This is a genomic window from Undibacterium sp. 5I1 (assembly GCF_034314085.1).
Lineage (GTDB): Bacteria > Pseudomonadota > Gammaproteobacteria > Burkholderiales > Burkholderiaceae_D > Undibacterium.
The window spans coordinates 3,801,445-3,821,499 of record NZ_JAVIWI010000001.1 but is presented as its reverse complement, the minus strand read 5'-3'; the positions used below and the strand labels follow the sequence as shown (position 1 = coordinate 3,821,499).

Annotated in this window: 19 protein-coding genes and 1 pseudogene; 11 read left to right on the top strand and 9 right to left on the bottom strand. The window is 48.3% G+C overall.

Annotated features, from left to right (window positions below; genetic code table 11):
• Positions 1-260: 260 nt before the first annotated feature.
• A complete protein-coding gene (locus RGU72_RS16725; RefSeq protein WP_322120815.1) occupies positions 261-1,451 on the bottom strand; it encodes a serine hydrolase domain-containing protein in 1,191 nt (396 codons plus the stop codon).
• Positions 1,452-1,588: 137 nt separating this feature from the next.
• Here RGU72_RS16725 and RGU72_RS16720 point away from each other — a divergent pair, with 137 nt between their 5' ends.
• Entirely contained in the window at positions 1,589-2,863 is a 1,275-nt protein-coding gene (locus tag RGU72_RS16720) for a glycerate kinase (protein ID WP_322120814.1), read from the top strand.
• Between the two features lie 215 nt (positions 2,864-3,078).
• On the top strand, positions 3,079-4,737 hold the full coding sequence (locus RGU72_RS16715; protein WP_322120813.1) for an ABC transporter ATP-binding protein: 1,659 nt from the start codon (positions 3,079-3,081) through the stop codon (positions 4,735-4,737).
• Positions 4,738-4,813: 76 nt separating this feature from the next.
• On the opposite strand, the pseudogene tnpA reads toward RGU72_RS16715, so the two are convergent.
• Positions 4,814-5,229: pseudogene (gene tnpA, locus RGU72_RS16710) on the bottom strand (IS200/IS605 family transposase).
• Between the two features lie 21 nt (positions 5,230-5,250).
• Here tnpA and RGU72_RS16705 point away from each other — a divergent pair.
• A complete protein-coding gene (locus RGU72_RS16705) occupies positions 5,251-6,492 on the top strand; it encodes a transposase (protein WP_322120812.1) in 1,242 nt (413 codons plus the stop codon).
• A gap of 13 nt (positions 6,493-6,505) precedes the next feature.
• Here RGU72_RS16705 and RGU72_RS16700 read toward each other — a convergent pair whose 3' ends face one another.
• Both RGU72_RS16700 and RGU72_RS16695 read right to left on the bottom strand, forming a co-directional pair.
• Positions 6,506-6,664 (bottom strand): hypothetical protein, encoded by a 159-nt coding sequence (locus tag RGU72_RS16700; RefSeq protein WP_322120811.1) that lies wholly within the window; start codon positions 6,662-6,664, stop codon positions 6,506-6,508.
• A 33-nt stretch (positions 6,665-6,697) separates the two neighbouring features.
• On the bottom strand, positions 6,698-7,258 hold the full coding sequence (locus RGU72_RS16695) for a c-type cytochrome (RefSeq protein WP_322120810.1): 561 nt from the start codon (positions 7,256-7,258) through the stop codon (positions 6,698-6,700).
• Between the two features lie 658 nt (positions 7,259-7,916).
• Between RGU72_RS16695 and RGU72_RS16690 the strand changes: the two genes are divergently transcribed.
• From RGU72_RS16690 to RGU72_RS16660, 7 genes are all read left to right on the top strand, one after another.
• The gene (locus RGU72_RS16690; RefSeq protein ID WP_322120809.1) at positions 7,917-8,114 is read left to right on the top strand and encodes a YqaE/Pmp3 family membrane protein; all 198 of its coding nucleotides are present in this window, start codon (positions 7,917-7,919) and stop codon (positions 8,112-8,114) included.
• 234 nt (positions 8,115-8,348) lie between these two features.
• Positions 8,349-9,203, top strand: a complete 855-nt coding sequence (locus RGU72_RS16685) for an NAD(P)-dependent oxidoreductase (RefSeq protein WP_322120808.1) — start codon at positions 8,349-8,351, stop codon at positions 9,201-9,203.
• A gap of 722 nt (positions 9,204-9,925) precedes the next feature.
• Entirely contained in the window at positions 9,926-11,368 is a 1,443-nt protein-coding gene (locus tag RGU72_RS16680; protein WP_322120807.1) for a coniferyl aldehyde dehydrogenase, read from the top strand.
• Positions 11,369-11,652: 284 nt separating this feature from the next.
• Positions 11,653-12,012, top strand: coding sequence for a winged helix-turn-helix domain-containing protein (locus tag RGU72_RS16675; RefSeq protein ID WP_322120806.1), 360 nt, complete (start codon positions 11,653-11,655; stop codon positions 12,010-12,012).
• Positions 12,013-12,122: 110 nt separating this feature from the next.
• Positions 12,123-12,881 (top strand): molybdate ABC transporter substrate-binding protein, encoded by a 759-nt coding sequence (gene modA, locus RGU72_RS16670; protein ID WP_322120805.1) that lies wholly within the window; start codon positions 12,123-12,125, stop codon positions 12,879-12,881.
• A 32-nt stretch (positions 12,882-12,913) separates the two neighbouring features.
• On the top strand, positions 12,914-13,588 hold the full coding sequence (gene modB, locus RGU72_RS16665; RefSeq protein WP_322120804.1) for a molybdate ABC transporter permease subunit: 675 nt from the start codon (positions 12,914-12,916) through the stop codon (positions 13,586-13,588).
• 17 nt (positions 13,589-13,605) lie between these two features.
• On the top strand, positions 13,606-14,325 hold the full coding sequence (locus tag RGU72_RS16660) for a sulfate/molybdate ABC transporter ATP-binding protein (protein WP_322120803.1): 720 nt from the start codon (positions 13,606-13,608) through the stop codon (positions 14,323-14,325).
• A gap of 203 nt (positions 14,326-14,528) precedes the next feature.
• Here the strand turns inward: RGU72_RS16660 and RGU72_RS16655 are convergent, their stop codons facing one another.
• From RGU72_RS16655 to RGU72_RS16635, 5 genes are all read right to left on the bottom strand, one after another.
• Complete coding sequence (locus tag RGU72_RS16655) at positions 14,529-14,792, bottom strand: hypothetical protein (RefSeq protein ID WP_322120802.1); 264 nt, start codon at positions 14,790-14,792, stop codon at positions 14,529-14,531.
• Positions 14,793-15,142: 350 nt separating this feature from the next.
• Complete coding sequence (locus RGU72_RS16650; protein WP_322120801.1) at positions 15,143-15,775, bottom strand: glutathione S-transferase; 633 nt, start codon at positions 15,773-15,775, stop codon at positions 15,143-15,145.
• A 33-nt stretch (positions 15,776-15,808) separates the two neighbouring features.
• On the bottom strand, positions 15,809-16,684 hold the full coding sequence (gene yghU, locus RGU72_RS16645; protein WP_322120800.1) for a glutathione-dependent disulfide-bond oxidoreductase: 876 nt from the start codon (positions 16,682-16,684) through the stop codon (positions 15,809-15,811).
• Positions 16,685-16,862: 178 nt separating this feature from the next.
• Positions 16,863-17,543: a cupin domain-containing protein gene (locus RGU72_RS16640; RefSeq protein ID WP_322120799.1), complete on the bottom strand. Its 681-nt coding sequence runs from the start codon at positions 17,541-17,543 to the stop codon at positions 16,863-16,865.
• A 491-nt stretch (positions 17,544-18,034) separates the two neighbouring features.
• Positions 18,035-18,484, bottom strand: a complete 450-nt coding sequence (locus tag RGU72_RS16635) for a CHRD domain-containing protein (protein WP_322120798.1) — start codon at positions 18,482-18,484, stop codon at positions 18,035-18,037.
• A gap of 306 nt (positions 18,485-18,790) precedes the next feature.
• On the opposite strand from RGU72_RS16635, the gene ltaE reads away from it, so the two are divergent.
• Positions 18,791-19,864, top strand: coding sequence for a low-specificity L-threonine aldolase (gene ltaE / locus RGU72_RS16630; protein WP_322120797.1), 1,074 nt, complete (start codon positions 18,791-18,793; stop codon positions 19,862-19,864).
• Positions 19,865-20,055: the final 191 nt, after the last annotated feature.

Genomic DNA, 20,055 nt, shown 5'->3' with positions numbered 1-20,055 from the left:
CGGACTCCAAAAAGCACCCTCTCCCGCAAGTGGGGGAGGGTGCAGTTCGGTTTAGTTCAAATCGATACTTAACGCTAACAGAGCCGTAAAATTCATATACTCCCCTAACTTGAAGTATAAATATGCCTTATTGCCCATATAATAATTGGACGATTAAAAATTACTGGGGATGAGTATTTGCATTCTGTATTTTTCATTACTGCCATGAATATCAATTCGTTGGCATAGAACCTGTCTGATGCCCGGCGTCAATCAGTACATCAATTAGCACCAACCGCCTGATAGGCTAGGCGCTTAAATTCAAATGAAAACGGATGCCAGAAGCTCATCTGCTTTTGCGCCATCAGCACGCCAGCCAGGTTGTTCTTGGGTGAAATCCACCAATGCGTTCCCGCGATGCCGCCCCACTCAAATTCCCCTGTAGAGGCGGCCGGATCTATCGACGACGGTACTAAGGTCACGGCACCACCCAGTCCGAAGCCTTTGCCGGGGATGTTACCCACGCCTGGAAAAGCGATGCCAGTGCCGTCGGGTAAATGATTGCGCATCATCAGTGCGATGGTCTCAGGTTGTAATAGCTGAACACCACCGGGCAGCAATCCGCGTAGTAGCGCGATCATGTCGTGCAAGCTGGACACCAGACCGCCGCCGCCAGACAAGCGTGGCACGGGCGTGACGAAAGCGCCTGGATAAGGGGAATTTTCCAGCCGCTTTAGTCCGCGTTGCAAAATATTACTGGGATCGCTGCCAGAGTAATACGCCGTTAGCCGATTTTGCTTCTCACTGTTGACCCAAAAACTGGTGTCCTGCATACCTAGCGGATCAAAAATATGCGCCTTCAAATACATATCAAAAGGGACGCCACTGACGACTTCGACCAGACGAGACAAAACGTCCGTGGCGATCGAATATTCCCATTGTGTCCCGGGATGGAAGGTCAAAGGCAACTCTTCCAGCACATCAATCAGGGTGGATAAAGGTGCGGCTGCGTTCAATACTTTGCGCTCAACATAAGCTTTGTAAATCATGCTGCCGTGATCCAGCAGGCCATAACTTAAGCCCGAGGTATGTGTCAGTAATTGGCGAATGGTGATTGATGACCTAGCGGGTTCGGTATCCTCCAGACTGATGGCGCCGGGTTTAAGTACGCGGCGCTTGGCCAGTTGCGGTAAATACTGCTCAATCGGATCGTCGAGCTGCAACTTATTTGCTTCCATCAATTGTAAAACGGCGATCGAGGTCACCAGTTTGCTATTTGAAAAAATACGGAATAAATGATCTTCACGCAAAGCGATACCGTTCTCTTTGTCTGCCCAGCCAGCACAATGCACATCGACCAGGTCGCGCCCGACCAGCACCGCAGTGGACACGCCCGCCAAAATCTCTTTATCAACATAACGCTGCATGGCATGATGGACGGAACTAAAATCGTAATTACTCTGGTTTATCATCGTCGTATTGTGCAAAGAGTTAAAAGCGCTATCCTACTTTAATTAGGACTTACGCAAAACTGCCCCAGTTCCGATGCGGCTCCTTGCTGGAACAATTGTGCGTAAGCCCTGTTAATTTCATTTTTTAAAGACCTGTGATGACAATTTCCGATCCGCGCGCTTTTTTACGTTCCTTGTATCAGACTGCGGTGGATGCTGTCAGTGCAGAGAAATGTCTGCCAGCTTTTCTGCCGCCACCACCCAAAGGACGCACGATTGTGATCGGTGCGGGTAAAGGTGCAGCAGCCATGGCCAAGGTGGTTGAGCAACATTGGCGAGGAAATACGGATCAACTCACCGGCCTTGTAGTAACCCGGTACGGGCATTGCGCAACCTGCAAAACAATCGAAGTAATCGAGGCAGCACATCCGGTACCAGACGCTGCAGGTCAGCAGGCTGCCGCTCGTATATTGCAAATAGTACAGGGATTAACAGCAGATGATCTGGTGCTATGTCTGATCTCTGGCGGCGGATCATCCTTGCTCGCGCTACCAGCGGCTAATATCACGCTGGAGCAAAAGCAGGCAATCAACAAAGCACTGCTGAAAAGTGGCGCGAGCATCGGTGAGATGAACTGCGTCCGTAAGCATTTGTCTGCCATCAAAGGGGGGCGCTTGGGTTTGGCCTGTGCACCGGCACAAGTCATAACGCTGTTGATATCCGATGTTCCAGGTGACGAAGCTGGTGTGATTGCCAGCGGCCCGACCTTGCCAGACGCGACCACCTGCGAGCAATCATTAGCCATTTTGCGCAAATACGCGATCACTATTCCTGCAAATATCGAGCAGCATTTGTTATCCGGTGCAGGTGAGACGCCAAAGCCGGACAATCCCATTTTTCAACAACATCAGCATCACATCATCGCCACGGCCCAACATGCATTGGATGCCGCAGCAAGCGCAGCGCGTGTTGCCGGGATTAACGCCTATATTTTGTCTGATGGAATAGAAGGCGAAGCACGCGACATAGGCATGATGCATGCAGCGCTGGCAAAACAGATTGCAAATAAAGATCAACCATTCAGCAAACCCTGTGTGATCTTGTCTGGCGGCGAAACGACCGTCACCGTGCGTGGCAACGGGCGCGGCGGGCGCAATGCAGAGTTCTTACTCAGCCTGGTCAAAACGCTGGATGGACATCCCGGGATTTATGCACTGGCTTGTGACACCGATGGCATTGACGGCTCTGAAGATAACGCCGGAGCGATCTGCACACCAGATACAATACGACGCGCACAAAAATTAGGGCTGAGGCCTGCGGTACTGTTGGAGAATAATGACGGCTATGGATTTTTCTCTGCACTAGGTGACTTAATTGTGACAGGGCCAACGCTGACGAACGTGAATGATTTCCGGGCGATGCTGATACTTTAAGTCGTAATTACGCCCATCAAATGGTTCAAAAAATATCAGAATTTTGCGCCAAATCAGTTAAATTTTTTGGGCTGTATATTTATACTCATAACCAGTATATTTTAACTACCCATAATATTAATGGGTAATAGACGATATCCATCATAAATAATGGGGGAGTATATGGTGATTCAAGTAAATTTGACCGGTCGAAATTGAAGCAGATGTCATCCCCCATGCCTCCCGCTGTTGTTACAGCTACGCCTACTGATATTGCGCTGGCTTTCGCACGTCCGGTTGAGCCGACCTCATCGGCACTCAGATTAGAACTGTCTGGCATTTGCAAGCGCTATCCCACGGTAATCGCCAACGACGATGTTAGCTTGAGCGTAACGGCAGGTGAGATTCATGCTGTGTTGGGTGAAAACGGTGCCGGCAAATCGACGCTGATGAAAATCATCTTTGGTGCCGTCAGACCTGATGCAGGCTCGGTGCGCTGGAATGGTCAGGAAGTCCGCATCAATAATCCGCAAGAGGCCCGTCGGTTAGGTATTGCGATGGTGTTTCAGCATTTCTCTTTATTTGATACGTTGACCGTCACCGAGAATATTGCGCTTGGCTTGGCCGCTAAAACCAACATGGCAGATCTGGCAGAGCAAATACGCAAAACTGGCGACAACTACGGTCTGGAGCTAGAGCCGCAGCGGCATGTTCATACACTGTCGGTAGGCGAAAGGCAAAGGGTAGAAATTGTGCGTGCCCTGCTAACGCATCCACAACTGCTGATCCTGGACGAACCAACCTCTGTGTTAACGCCGCAAGCAGTACAGACATTGTTTATTACCTTGCGCAAAATCGCGAAGGATGGTTGCAGCATTTTGTATATTAGCCACAAGCTGGATGAGATCCGCGAGCTTTGCCATAGCGCGACTGTCATGCGCGGCGGCAAAGTCACCGGACGTTGCGACCCACGTCAAGAAAGCGCAGCCAGTTTATCGCGTCTGATGATCGGTGCCGAACCAGAACAACCACGCGCGATTACCCCCCATGCCCTCGGTAATATACGTTTAAAAATTCAGCAATTATCGCTACCAAAAGCCCATGCGTTTGCCACAGCACTGGATAACATTCATCTGGATTTATTCGGTGGTGAAATCGTTGGTATTGCAGGCATATCCGGCAATGGTCAGCAAGAATTGCTCGCCGCCTTGTCAGGCGAAGACAGACGCGCCAAGCCTGATATGATTTTGCTGAAAAATAATCCGGTCGGTCATCTCGGTCCCAAGGCCAGACGTGCGCAAGGTCAGAGTCTGGTGCCGGAAGAACGTTTGGGACGTGGTGCCGTGCCAGAGCTGAGTTTGTCCGAAAATATGTTGTTGTCGCACCAGAGAGCGCCTTTAGTCGTCAACGGCATGATCCGGTTTAAACAAGTGGTAGAGGCAGCAACACAAATCATTGATCGCTTCCGCGTAAAAGCGGGCGGACCGGCGGCATTGGTAAAAAGTCTGTCTGGCGGCAATCTGCAAAAATTTATTGTCGGGCGCGAGATCATGCTGCAGCCAGATGTCTTCATCATAGCGCAACCGACTTGGGGCGTAGATATTGGTGCGGCGGCACAAATTCATCAAGAGATACGCTTGCTGAAAGAAGCTGGTTGCGCCGTGCTGGTAATTTCCGAAGAGCTGGATGAATTGTTTGCCTTATGCGATCGCATGCATGTGATGGCCAAAGGCCGGCTGTCGCCGTCAATATCCAGCGCAACAGCTACACGGGAGCAAATAGGCTTATGGATGAGTGGTTTGTGGGAAGAATGGCAGATCGCACAAACCGTTTCTATCGGTAATGTTGATATACCCAAATACACTGGGAAAAAATCGTCGCGAGGCACTTCTTGATCGGTTTGCGCGGCAAACCTCGCCGTTCAGGGCGGGGTCAAGAGCGCGGACGGCTAAGCCGTCCGGTTTGGTGCTTCTAGTGTGGTGTCTGCTGCTGTTCGATGTACTGCCGGATAACGGCAATGGGTGCGCCGCCGCAGCTACCGGCAAAGTAGGAAGGCGACCATAGCGCGCCCCCCATAGCTTCTTGCGGATGCTAGGGTAGTTCTTCTTTCGAATCATGCGGCTGGAAACGCCTTTCAAGCTATTGACCAGATTGGAAACGGAAACCTTGGGCGGGTAATTCACTAGCAGGTGTACATGGTCATCCTCGCCGTCGAACTCCACCAGTTCCGCTTCAAAGTCCGTGCAGACGCTGGCGAACATCGGGCGCAGGTCGTCAAGAATTTCTTTTGTGAATACTTCACGGCGGTATTTCGTTACAAAGACCAAATGTACATGCATCAGGAAAACGCAGTGTCTTCCGTGTCGAATATCGTTATCATTACTCATACACCAAACTATCATTGAACTATGCAACGCTTACAAGCCTACAAATACGAACTGATGCCCGATGGCGAGCAAGAGCGCCACATGCGCCGCTTCGCTGGGTCATGCCGGTTCGTCTATAACAAGGCGCTGGCGATGCAAAAAGAGAACCACGAAGCAGGTAACAAGTTCATTGGCTACGTCGCCATGGCGAAGCACTTGACCGGGTGGCGCAATGGTTCTGACACGCCTTGGCTGAGGGATGCGCCATGTCACCCGCTGCAACATGCGCTGAAGGATTTGGAGACGGCGTACAAGAATTTCTTCGATAAACGCGCCGACTTTCCAAAATTGAAGCGCAAGGGTAGCGGTGATACTTTTCGCTACCCCGACCCGAAACAGATCAAGCTCGATCAGGGTAACGACCGCATCTTTCTACCCAAGCTCGGCTGGCTGCGTTACCGCAACAGCCGTGATGTGATGGGCGAGGTTCGCAATGCCACCGTAAGCCAGTCGGGCGGAAAGTGGTTCGCCTCGATCCAGACGCAGCGCGAAGTCGAACAGCCATTGCCCACGGCAACAAGCGCTATCGGCATCGATGTCGGCATTGCCCGGTTCGCCACCATGAGCGATGAGAGCTATATCGCGCCACTCAACAGCTTCAAGAAACATCAGCAACGCCTTGCGCGCTACCAGCGCCGCATGAGCCGCAAGGTCAAGTTCAGTAGCAACTGGAAGAAGGCGAAAGCCAAAGTCCAGCAGATTCACACCGGCATCGCCAATGCCCGTAAAGACTTCCTGCACAAAACCACAACGACGATCAGCCAAAACCACGCGCTCGTATGCATTGAGGATTTGCAGGTACGGAATATGTCCAAGTCTTCCAAAGGCAATAGCGAACAGCCCGGCAAAAAGGTAGCGCAAAAATCTGGCCTGAACCGTTCTATTCTCGATCAGGGTTGGGGCGAGTTCAGACGCCAACTGGCGTATAAGGTGCAGTGGCACGGCGGAATGTTAATGGCCGTTCCGCCTCACCATACAAGCCAGACGTGCCCGGCCTGCGCCCATGTATCGAAAGACAATCGGCAAACACAAGCGAAATTTCTGTGCGTCGATTGCGGTTACGAAAATCACGCCGATGTGGTCGGCGCGATCAATGTTTTAGCGCGAGGACATCGCGTCTTAGCCTGTGGAGAGACGGCGCAGTCAGGCCGCTCAGTGAAGCAGGAACCCACCGAAGCGACTCGTAAATCATCGCGCAGCGCCGTAGGAATCCCGGTCCTTTAGGGCGGGGAGGATGTCAATATGCCTTTGTTGCGGCTAGAACTGCGCGTAACGCCATCACGCGTGCTTGTGCTGCAAAAGCAGTTGAAGCTTTGGCGAACTGCCTGACATTATTCCAATCGAAAATCTGGAATAAATGAGTTTTATAAAAAACAATTAAAAAAAAGCCAGTCATTAGACTGGCTTTTAGATGATGTGCAACTACAGTTTATTTAGCAGATGCCTCTGCAGAAGCTGCTGCCGCTGCAGCGACTTTCACTTCTGGTTCCTTAAACTTGGCACCACCGGCATTTGCCATGTGAACTACAGCGCGGGCAACTTCAACATCGTCCAGATCAGGGTTGCCGCCTTTGGCTGGCATACCGCGGATACCTGCAATCGCGTGTGATACCAACGTATCGTAACCTTGAGAAATACGTGCAGACCACGCACCTGCGTCGCCAAATTTTGGTGAACCCGCAGCACCGGTATCGTGGCAGGCAGAGCACACTGCTTTATAGACAACCTCGCCGGATTGCAACACTTTAGGTGCGTTAGCGTCTTTGAATGTGAAGCCTTCATCAGCGATTGGGCTGATACGAGCGGCAATGGCTTCTGGTGTTTGTGCGTCAGAACCTGCACCGATTTTGCTATCGGTGGTCACAAATTTGACTAGCAGAACGATGATGATGATGGGTACCAGAAAGCTGGCAGCAATCGCAACTATCAGTTGTTTTGGAGTCTTGATCGCTGATTCGTGGTCGTCGTGCGGGTCGTGTGCGTTGCTCATGGAGTCCTCGTGGCAATTTATTTATAGTTGAATCTGGGCGCTGCAAACGAGCTTATTGTGTTGCTAAGCTCATCAAACCTGTGATTATAGGTGAAAGCTTGCGGTTTGGAATGAAAAACCCACGCATTAATGACCAGAAACCCACAAGAACCCGTTCATAAGCGCATAAAAATCACGAGACAGCAAATCCAATCTCAATAAATTTGCTGCCATTGTCATTGAAACTGGATGAAAAAGCTTCAAACCCCAATGACACACAAGTTCAGAGAAACAAAGCAACAATCAAGGCAGGGGAAAGTGCTGATTCGCTATCCTCTTGTTTTCTCTCTGCCACTGTGTCACCTAGGTGAAGGGTTCGGGCTTTTGTGTAATTTCTATTATTTATAAAAATTATTTAGATATACTTCCCTGCTCTGATCAAAAAATCGCCATATAGACCAGCAATCACTTGGACAACTAAATATACATAGTGGGAGTATATTATATTCATCCATAATGGATTGCTGACAATTTGCGTAAGTCCTGTAATTAAACTATGGTAGCGTTTGAATAACTTTGTCGAAACTCTTGTTGACCGCCAATGTGGATAGCCACCGAGAAAACGAGTTCTAAATCCCCCCGGCATCTTTTATTAATCTACTGATCTTAAGGTACCTGAATGCGCTTACTAATTGCTTTGATATTCCCTTGGCTAACTTTCTTCACGATTGGTCGCCCTGTTGCAGGCGTCATTTGTTTGATTTTACAAATCACTATTCTTGGTTGGATTCCGGCAACCATCTGGGCCGTCTATGCACTGAGCCAATACAAAACCGATCAAAAAATTGAAAAGGCATTGGGACAAAGACGTAATTAAGCGTTGATACAGAGCTTAATGAAGAGATTATTCAAAAATCGCAGCAATATACCAGAGCTGTTGACCTTGCCCGTGTCTTCATACGATGCAACCTGGATTTAGGTTTCCCTGCCGCGTAAATTGCCTCAATACGCGAGGCAATTTAGCGGGCTATACTGGTGTCGGGAGCATAAGCTCGAATTACTTGTAAGAGCTTTTTCAACTTTCATTGTTCAATTTCAATAGGATGAAACTATGGCAAATATCGCTTTTCTTGGGACTGGATTACTCGGCGCTGCATTCGCTGAAGCGGCAGCAAAACGCGGTGATTCGGTCACCGCGTGGAATCGATCTGCTGACAAAGTTGACGCGTTGACGCAATTTGGAGTCAAAGCTGCAGCAACTCCTGCGGATGCCGTTAGAGGTGCCTCACGAGTGCATATCGTATTAAAAGATGACGCAGTCGTCGAAGAAGTGATCGCCATGGCACGTACAGCACTCGAACCTGGCGCGATCCTCATTGATCATACGACGACCTTGCCTGCACTCACCGCAAAGCGCGCCGAACAACTCAATACCGTAGGACTAAAGTATCTGCACTGTCCCGTGTTTATGGGGCCGCCGGCTGCGCGCAATGCGCAAGGTTCAATGATGGTTGCCGGTCCAAGCGAACTGTTCGAAGCGGTCAAAGAGGAGCTAGCTAATATGACCGGGCGCTTAGTTTATATGGGCGAGCGATCCGACCTTGCCGCTGCCAACAAATTATTAGGTAATGCGATGATCATTGGTCTATCTGCGGTGATGGCGGATGTGTTGACTCTAGCGCAGGCAAGTGATATCCATGGTGAAGATGCGATCAAGTTGCTTGGCATGCTAGACCTCAATGCGATGGTCGGTGGACGCGGACTCAACATGGCAAAAGGCAACTTCACCGCGAGCTTTGAGCTGGCGATGGCACGCAAAGATGTGCGATTGATGTTGGAGACATCAGGTAACCGCCCTATGGCGACACTCCCCGCAATTGCGGACAGAATGGATCAGTTAATCGCAGCCGGGCACGGCGCCGAAGATGCCAGCGTTCTTGGCATTGATGCAGTAACGCGCCCTTAATTAAACCTGGATTTTTCATCAGGCGTACCAGAGGTGCGATCTGAATGCTAAGGGCGTATTTCCTAAGGGAAATTCCCGATTAAAGATGGCTACGGTTTTTGTCGGGACAGACGTAGCCATCATCTGGTAAGGTCGAAAATATTCAAATACATTCGCAGAGTGCATAACCAGAGAGTACATTGCGGAAAGCATAGAGATGCTTAAACCCAGATTTTCCATTAGACCGCTACCACTTCGGAGAAACCCAGACGGCGTGCGGTCATCAGAGGGATAACACCACCGCGATTTGAGTAGGAACGCTACAGCGACAATTGCACCTTTGGCGAACTTGTCGCTGTTCCAATGGAAAATCTGGGTTAAATAAGCCCTGAATGCCCCAGAAACAGACTCCCTTAAACACAGCAGTTTGAAGCGTACCCTTATTTTGTATTGTCGAGTACTGGTGCCGCGATCATCTGCGGCGCTTCCACCGCATATATCAGCGGCTTCCACCTAAGTCCAACAAAGCCAGTCAACGATATTAAGCCGATACGTATTCACCAACGTGTTTGATGATTCGTCATGAGGATAACAATTTTCTACCCGCTCCTAAGGAGTTTGGTCTAACGTAATGAGATGTAAAGGGACTATATTGTACGCACACGCCGATAAGACCTGCATAAAATACCGTGGTCAGGGTCAGTAACACGCCGTAAGCCAACAACAAAATTAAGGAGATCAATATGGAAATGAATCCGGCCCCTGAGGTTATTGCTCAGACATTAGATGCTGCGTTAACACGCTTACGTAACGCGTATCGTGCCAATCCAAATCCTAGCCTTGAGCAACGTTTGGACTGGCTAAATCGCTTGGCAAAACTGACCGTAGATCATGGCGATGCAATCTGTGAGGCGATCAGCGCCGATTTCGGCCATCGCTCAAAGCATGAGACTGAGTTAGCGGACTTATCTCTCATTGTGTCCTCTATCAAGCATACAAAACGTCATCTCGCTGGCTGGATGAAGCCGCGGCGAGTCACCACTGCATTGCAATATTTGCCCGCTAAAAACAAACTCCTTAGCCAGCCGCTTGGGGTAGTCGGCGTTATCGCACCTTGGAATTACCCTCATCAACTGGCAATTGGACCCGTAATTGCGGCATTTGCGGCAGGTAACCGAGTGATGTTGAAGCCGTCCGAATTTACACCGAACTATTCTTTGTTACTGGCAAAGTTAGTCGCAGATTATTTCACTGAAGATGAACTAGTCGTCATTCCCGGCAGTATGGAGGTAGGCCGAGCATTCTCCGAACTCCCGTTTGATCATTTAGTCTTTACTGGCTCTACTTCGATCGGCAGACAAGTAGCAATCGCGGCAGCCAAGAACTTGGTGCCTGTAACATTGGAGTTAGGGGGCAAATCGCCAGCCATTATTGATTCTAGCGCCGATATCAAATCAGCTGCAGCAAGCCTTGCATTTGGCAAATTACTAAACTCAGGTCAGACTTGTGTTGCACCAGATTACTTGCTGGTACCTGCCGACAAACTCGATGAATTGGTTGCAGCATTAGTTGCCGCCGCCAGCAAGATGTATCCGACATTGGATAATAATTCTGATTACACATCGATCATCAATGAACGTCACTTTGCCCGGTTACAAACCTTAGTCACCGATGCAGTTGAGCGGGGAGCACAAACAATTCCATTGACAAGAACGCCCATGTCTAAAGCCACATCAGATGCGCGTAAATTGGCGCCAGCTCTCGTTCTAAATGTGACGCCCGATATGCGTATTATGCAAGAAGAGATTTTTGGTCCGCTGCTGCCCATTGTGACTTATGACGGCAACGTGAAAGTGGCAATTGATTTCGTCAATCAGCGAGAGCGCCCCCTGGCTCTTTATTGGTATGGTACAGATAACACCAGCCGTGATCTGGTACTGTCGCAGACAGTATCCGGCGGTGTCACGATTAATGATTGCTTATGGCATCTCAGTCAAGAATCGCAGCCCTTCGGTGGTGTCGGTCCCAGCGGAATGGGAGCGTATCACGGAGAATGGGGCTTCCGCACATTAAGTAAGGAAAAACCAGTTTTTTATCAAAGCAAAATGAACGGGGTTAGTTTGCTTTACCCGCCCTACGGTAAAACCTTTTCCCGCATGTTAAAACTACTAAAAGCTATTGCCTGAAACTATCACATCTTGATCATAAGACGTTCTTCGTTGCTCATGGCTCGCCATGAGCAACGAAGAACGTCAAAAATGATCGGATATGCGCCATTAGCACTCAAATAGTACCTACGGTGCGCCCACTGGAAAATCTGGGTTTAATGTAAACCCAAGCTTCCATCCTTGAAACGAAAACTACTCTGTAACGAGGCAATACTGCCCCCTGATCTTAAGGTTCTTGTATCGAGGATACCGGTCAATGCTAACTCATCAACTTATAATAAGCACTTTATGAGGGCGTTTCGATGGCGACAAAGATTGCTTTAAAACTGCGTCTGTTATGCGATGATGAAATCGCAATGGGGCCGGGCAAAGCCGACCTGCTTGAGGCAATAGGACAAAATGGCTCTATCAGTGCAGCAGCCCGCACCATGAATATGTCCTATCGACGAGCCTGGATGCTGGTTGATGTGATGAATAGAAATTTTCGTGAACCGTTAGTACACAGTTCCGTAGGCGGTTCTCAAGGTGGCGGCGCTCAACTAACCGAGGCAGGTGCCAGAGTTTTAGTAAACTTCCGTGCGATGGAGGCCGCAGCAACTGTCGCTGCAGAAAAACACTTATTGCGCTTGGCAAAGGAAATGCATTTGGAGTCTGATCAATAAGTATCACCATCAGTCCTTACTCTAATCTACGGGGCAAGCCCTGTACGTTCTTTTAGTTCGCTATATATACATGTATATTACGATACTTGATTGATTATGCGGGAGCTCCCATGCAAGCCAGAAAGTTCACACAACTCTTGTCGTTCATCGTCGCAATAGCGGTATCCAGTGCTGCTGGCGCAGGCGAAATAACGGTTTCAGCCGCTGCCAGCCTGACCAATGCGTTTAAGGAAATCGCACAAAACTATCAGGCGCAATATCCTGATGCAAAGGTGTTGTTAAACTTTGGGGCCTCTGGCGCATTACTTCAACAAATTGCGAAAGGAGCACCCGTTGATGTCTTTGCCTCCGCCGATCAGGAGACAATGGATACTGCAGAAAAACAAGGTTTAGTGGTAGCCAATGAGCGCCGTGATTTTGTAGGCAACACCTTAGTTCTCATTTTGCCACTGGATAGCAAAGTAAGTATTAAACGCCTGAATGATCTGAATCAGGCAGGGATTAAGCGTATTGCGATTGGTGCTCCGGCAAGCGTGCCAGTCGGACGATATACCATGCAGGCATTAGAAGCAGCTAAGCTTTGGCCAGCACTTGAAAGCAAAACCATTAATACTCAAAACGTCCGCCAATCACTCGATTATGTAGCTCGCGGGGAAGTTGATGCAGGCTTTGTCTATGCGACCGATGCTGCCATTATGAAAGATAAAGTCAAAGTCGTGATGGAAGTCCCCTTGACAATGTCAATCAGTTATCCGGTTGCAAAATTGAAAGACTCCGCACACATCGAAGAGGCCAAGCGTTTTATAGGCTTTCTCTTTTTGCCGCAAAGTCAGGCTGTCTTGAGTCAGTATGGCTTTCAAAAACCTTAGTTCCCAGGTTTAACTTAACGTATAGATTCAGCATGGATTCAGCATGGACCGCACTACTGTTGTCGTTAAAAGTCGCTGGATGGGCAACAGCAATTAACTTGGTGACTGGCATTGCTGTCGGGTATCTGCTGGCACGTATGCGCTTCTTCGGCCGCGACTTGCTGGATACTTTACTCACTCTTCCTATGGTTATGCCGCCAACTGTTCTCGGTTATTACTTGCTAGTAGTCATGGGGCGTCGCAGTTGGCTGGGTGAGTGGCTACACAGTACGTTTGGCATTAACCTGATTTTTACCTGGCAAGGCGCAGTTATCGCCTCATCTATCGTCGCATTCCCTTTAGTATTCAAACCTGCACGAGCTGCGTTTGAAGCGGTTGATGGACAACTCGAACAAGCAGCGCGAGTCTTAGGCATATCGGAAACTGCAATCTTCTTTCGGGTGACACTACCTCTGGCGTGGCGTGGAATATTAGCGGGTGTGCTTTTAGCATTCGCCCGAGCCTTGGGCGAATTTGGCGCAACTTTAATGGTGGCTGGCAGCATACCTGGCAAAACACAAACCTTGTCGATTGCAGTGTATGAAGCAGTGCAGGCCGGGCAAGACGACGTAGCGAATACATTGGTATTAATGACTTCAGCAGTATGTATTGCCGTACTTCTGCTGGCAGGACGATTGGCTCCAGGCCGTATTGCCAACCGGCCTTAACCGGATAGGAATTGCAGATGTACTTTGATTTTCACATACAAAAAATATTCTCTTCAGGTGATCGCAGATTTGAACTAGATATTCAATGCACGTCATCATGTCAGCGTATCGTGATTCTGGGCGGATCAGGTGCAGGAAAAAGTCTGACCTTAAAAGCGATCGCCGGATTAATTAAGCCAGATTACGGATATATTCGACTAGGTAGCAAGACTCTATTTGACAAAAAAGATCGTATTAATCTGGCTCCACAGATACGTCATCTTGCCTATTTGTTTCAAGACTACGCTTTGTTTCCCCATCTAAACGTCAGACAAAATATTACGTTTGGCTTATTCCACGGCTGGCTTAACCCGCACGAAAACATACGGGACAGTAAGGTGGATTATTGGCTTGATGCATTCCAGTTGACTGCAGTTGCAAATCAGTTTCCAAGCCAGCTATCTGGAGGGCAAAAACAAAGAACGGCGTTGGCTCGTGCGCTTATATCAGAACCAAAAGCGTTACTGCTCGATGAGCCTTTTGCAGCACTTGATCCCCGCCTGCGCATGACTATGCGAAAAGAATTAGATATTTTGCAGCAATCATTGCAAGTACCTATGATCTTGATCACACACGATATGGAAGATGCAAAAGTATTCGGTGACCACATTCTGTATCTGACCGACGGGAAAATACGGACGGTTACCGCATCAGATAATATGACAGAGTTCGATTTTGGGTCCGCTCAATATAATTAAAAGGAGTGCGCATGCGTCAGCTGCCCATCAGACTAACGGTGGCGGAGACGCTTCTCCTGCACTGGATATCGGTCGCATCAACCAGAATCAGGTATCCGTTGTCTGTGCCGCTAGATTCAAGTGGCGCAAGGATTCAGCACGATAATTGGTTTGCCGGTGAATCACTGCACCATAGCTGGCGTTTTTTAAATCTTTTCAGTGGACTACAAAGCATCTGCCGTACTTTTAGCTTTAATCCAAAAAAGTCGTGAAGTATCAATCCCCCAGTATTGGCAAGCCATTCGTTGAGGTAAGTAGAGTGGCTGGATTAAGGCAATCTTTTGTGATTGAGACAATCTTGCTAACATTGGTTTAAGCAACTGCGTCGATCCGATGCCGGACTGCTGTGATAAGAGCTCAATTAAATTAGACCGCGGCCAACCGCCATTCGGTAATTCATGCTCCAAACTCTCAAAACCTGTCGTCATGGTCTAGGGTCGACATAAGCCGTTTCATTGGCGCGCCAGACGTCCGGAAGCAACAAGGGAGACTAGCTCGCTTGCTGTTCTATGGATGGATTGGCTTGAGACATGATGATCTTTGGACTGGTTGGAGCAAAAACCACTCAATTAATACTTTATATACATTCGGTATATTTCAACCATTTTGGATATGCACTGATTTTAAAAATAAGGTGATCTCGCGTTCAAATGAGGTGAGTGTTGGCGCCGACCGGAAATTACATCTCTTTGGCGTTCAGAATGTCGGTTCAATCAATTTTGAAATGCATCCGACTACATGGGTGCTATATTCATCGAGGTTAATTCGACGATACTGGCTAAAGAGACATTGCCTCCCGCTTCGCCATCAGTGTGCGCCAGCGTAGCAAATGGGGGTATTGGTCATCAGGCTTGATCTTCACAACACGGGCGAAATCGACAGTAACTACCGCAGTAATGTCGACGATACTGAATCGGTCTGTCGCAATATGCTCCCGATTTGCCAGATGATCATTCAAAGTAACGAAGAATTGCTGTACCCGCGCCAGACCTCTTTGGGCGAGTTCTGGAATCTGCTGGTAGTCCACTGGTCCTGGCAAAGCGCGTTGCTTCATCGAAGGGGAGCTATTCCGCATTGCTTCTGCAATTGCCAGCAATCCTTCAAATTCAACACGCCAGTTCCAACTCGCAATCTCGGCTTTTTCTTCCGGGGTTATTCCGAGCAACGGTGGCTCTGGATACTTTGCTTCAAGAAAAGCTGTGATCGCTGCATTGTCAGTCAATACCATTCCGCTCTCCGTTTTTAACGCAGGAACCGTAGAGAGTGGATTAATCTGTCGGTATGCCTCACTGAGTTGCTCTCCGCTCCTTAAATCAACCTGAACCGTTTCGTAGACTACCTTCTTCTCTGCAAGGAGGATTCGCGCGCGACGTGGGCTGGGGGCAGTACTGCAATCATAAAAAGTCATCATGGGTTGATGTTCCATTCAGAGGTGTATCACTGATCAGACAGGTTTAAATAATTTGTCTTGCGTTTTTGTATCGAAATCACTCGCATCGTGTCGCTCATGCAGTTGACTTGCCGGATCACCAAAAACACGATTCACCATACGTCCACGTCTTACAGCAGGCCGTTGTGCAATCTGATTAGTCCATCGCAGCACATGAGTATATTCCTGGACCTGCAAGAATTCTCCTGACTCGTACAACTGTCCTTTGGCCAATGCACCGTACCATGGCCAAATCGCCATGTCGGCAATAGTATATTCATCGCCGGCAACAAATTGACTTTCGGCGAGCCGGCGGTCAAGAACGTCCATCTGTCTTTTAACCTCCATGGCATAGCGGTTAATTGCATATTCGATCTTCTCAGGCGCATAAGCATAGAAATGCCCAAAGCCACCGCCAAGAAATGGAGCACTCCCCACCTGCCAGAACAACCATGAAAGACACTCCGCTCGGTCGGCGGCGCCCTCAGGAAAGAAGGCGCCAAATTTCTCGGCCAGATAAATCATGATTGCACCGGACTCGAAAATTCGGATTGGACTTGAATTAGTGCGATCCACCAGAACAGGAATTTTTGAATTCGGATTGATATCGGTGAATCCACTACTGAATTGCTCGCCCTCACTGATATTGATCAACCAGGCGTCGTACTCTGCGCCTACAAATCCGGCGGCTAGCAGCTCTTCAAGCAGCACTGTAACCTTGACACCATTGGGTGTTCCAAGCGAATAAAGCTGCAACGGATGACGACCTACCGGTAGCTCGCGGGTATGAGTCGAGCCTGCGGTCGGGCGGTTAATATTCGCAAATCGTCCTGTTTGCTGGGTATTAGGAGTCCATATTTTGGGAGGTGTGTAATTCGACGAGTTATTCATTGGACACATAACCTTAAATTGATAATTTCAAATTTGCCAAGGTCAACTATACCTCACATGGGCAAGACAATCGCATCAGCATTTTGGCATCTCACTGAGTCGATTTGATTCCAAGCAAGTGCACTATTTCTCCGCAATGCATACGGGTTCGAAAGTTGGTGATATCTTGGGAAGGGCGTTATCCGAATGTTTCTGCTGAGCCGGCGACAGGCAAGTGCCCAGTTTTGACTAAGATAGTGCATCCCTCCTCACTAAAAGGACTGTGCATACTCAAATGCGGACTGCGTATCCATGTACCAGCCGGATATTTTCCAAACTCGTCCTCAAAGGTACCGGCTAATACATAGATTTCTTCACCACCATAGTGTCGGTGTTGACTGAAACGCGTCCCTGGCGCCCATCGTACTAGGGCCGTATGTTGAGTATTGAACTCTGACAGCGGCATCACTGACAAACCCGGCACAAGTCCTGGAGACCATCCCTCACTAGCCGTATCAACTATGGTACGTTGGCTATCGTCCGGATCAAGATGGCGCAATTTGACGAACAATGTACATCCCGTCACAGAGCTTGGCGCATGTGAAGATCCAGGGGGATTTTTAATATAAGTCCCCGGACCGTAGCTTCCTGATTCATCGCAAAGTACCCCATCCAGAACAAGGATTTCCTCACCCAAATCATGTTGATGGGTCTTAAAAATAGAACCCGGCTGATAACGCACGATCGATGTAGCTCTTGCGATTTCCTCTCCGTCACGTTCTAGTAATTGGCGTTGAATGCCTTTGATTGGTGAATCGACCCAATGTAATATTGAGGGATCGATCACAATCCGTTTAGATAAGTCTGAATTGTGTCTCATCACTTTTATTTTGTTATTAGTTGGAGGGTAAAGTAAAAAACCGCAAATGTTTTCTCAACCGATACTTTATTCTATCCATTGACTTCAATTTGACAGATGGCAGTCGTATCGGTTTTTGCCATAGGTTCTGTGCCACCCCGAATGCAATAGTCCATGCGGTCTGCCAGGCGAGTAATGCTTCAGTCCTCATTATAGGATCAAGCACCTGCCAGGTTATAAAGCTGGAGACATATAATCCGTCAATTCATGCCATTGAATATCGCCGATCAATTATGATGAGCAGCGCGTCCCCATACCCATGCAATCTCGCTCGTTTATGCGAAGTGTCGAATGGTCTGTTACAACATAATTGAGCTATTTTGTACAAATCCATACTGCATATTAGGCGCTATGGATATTTAAATCTTTTTTGGCAAAGACCTAAAAAAGTACACGGCGCATATTCACCGCGTACATTCGACACAACTTGAAATAATCATCATCCGATTGAGTTATTGCGCAATCAAAGCCTGAGCACGAACTTCACCACCGGGATTAGCCGCAGTATGTAAATTGACGTACCACTTGCCCGCTAACAAATCGGCTGCTTGTGCTGGAGTCAATGTTGCAGAGCCTTTGATTGGACTATCAGTGCTACCGGTGAAACCCAGTGCCACACCAGCATTTTGTCCGGCAATTGCAGGTCCATGAAAATGCCCTGCTTTCACTGGGCCAGTCAGCCCAGAATAGGACACAGTCCAGTTGAGAACATTTGTTTGCTTGTTAAACGTCGCCGCCAGCAAACCCGTTCCGGTACTCGAATTTGATGGCGTCTCGGCAGATGCTGTTAATTTTCCGTTGATCGCAACCTCGTTCGACATCATTGGATTTGAGCTACAACCAGTCATAGCGGCGGCCCATGTGAACAAACTTGCGATAATCACTTTACGAACTCGTCTCATTATTGTCTCCAGATTGATATGAAATATGTTTCAACAGCCATTACGACATCGCTGACTGAAACGTCAATGTACTCCGATATCGCCACTTAGAGCGTATACATCAGCGGGACAGTACAACCAAATTGTATTTGGCTAATAACTATTTTTTGTATGATTCCCTATTTTTATCGTCACGATAACGACTCGCTTTGCTTATGATATTGTCGAGCACTCTCCAATAAATTGACGACTAGTCAGCAAATAACAGATCTACTAGTCAATCACTCAAAAGTCTCAAACCAAACCATCTTTTATCGGAATAAATTCATGGGCGATTTTCGAAGTGATACCGTAACGCAACCCACACTCGCGATGAAGCAAGCGATGTCCGACGCGCCTTTAGGTGACGACGTATATGGAGATGATCCTACCGTCAATCGGCTACAAGACATGGCGGCAGAGATGCTAGGATTTGAGGCATCTCTGTTTGCACCAAGTGGCACTCAAACCAATCTGATCGCCTTAATGGGACATTGCCAGCGTGGAGATGAAGCGATAGTTGGTCAACAATGGCACACTTATCGTTGGGAGGCTGGCGGCATGGCAGTGCTCGGATCAATTCAGCCTCAACCTTTAGAAAATCAGCCAGATGGCACGATAGCGCTTGACGATATTGCATCTGCGATTAAGCCCGATGATCCTCATTTTGCAAGGACACGGCTTATCGTTCTTGAAAACACGACCGGTGGCAAAGTTCTGCCACTCGCTTATATGCGTGATGTCCAGATGCTGGCAAAAAAATATGGTTTGCGCTCACATATTGATGGCGCGCGCTTGATGAACGCCGCAGTATCGATCGCGACAGAGAATAGTACCGATCCAATCGAGGAAGCGAAGAATATCTGCGAATCCTACGATTCTGTCTCGCTTTGTTTGTCTAAGGGCTTAGGTGCGCCAATAGGATCTTTATTACTGGGTTCTTCCTCTTTCATTACGCAGGCGAAACGCACACGAAAAATGCTCGGTGGTGGTATGCGTCAAGCTGGAATATTGGCGGCAGCCGGTATATATGCACTAGAAAATAATGTTCAAAGATTGACTGATGACCATGCAAATGCGTCGATGTTGTCGAACGGACTAAAAGAGATTATCCGCACTCATGCCAGACTGAATGAAAGCTCGACTGTCGTCCATCCTGCACATACAAATATATTGTTTATGGATGTTGCCAGCGATGTCGCAAGCGTCTTTTTGCCATATTTGGCAGAGAACAATATTCGTGTGACAAGCGGCATTCAAAAAAGCAAAGTTGGTCCTATCAGACGCATCCGTTGGGTGACACATCTCGACATAAATCAATCCGATGTTGAACGAGCTCTTACGGTCGTGGCTCGTTTTTAAAGATAACTGTGGTAATTTCAACCGGTCGACGCAACTAAAAGTGACGACCGTCGCGCCCCATTGCATTGTAGTTAAACCGAAATTTAGCAATTGTACTTCTCCTTACAGATACAGCATCCTGTGCCGCCCAGGGCTTTAGATTCCATCTGAATTAAAGCGCGATCATCAATATCCTTCTCCCATCCTTAACT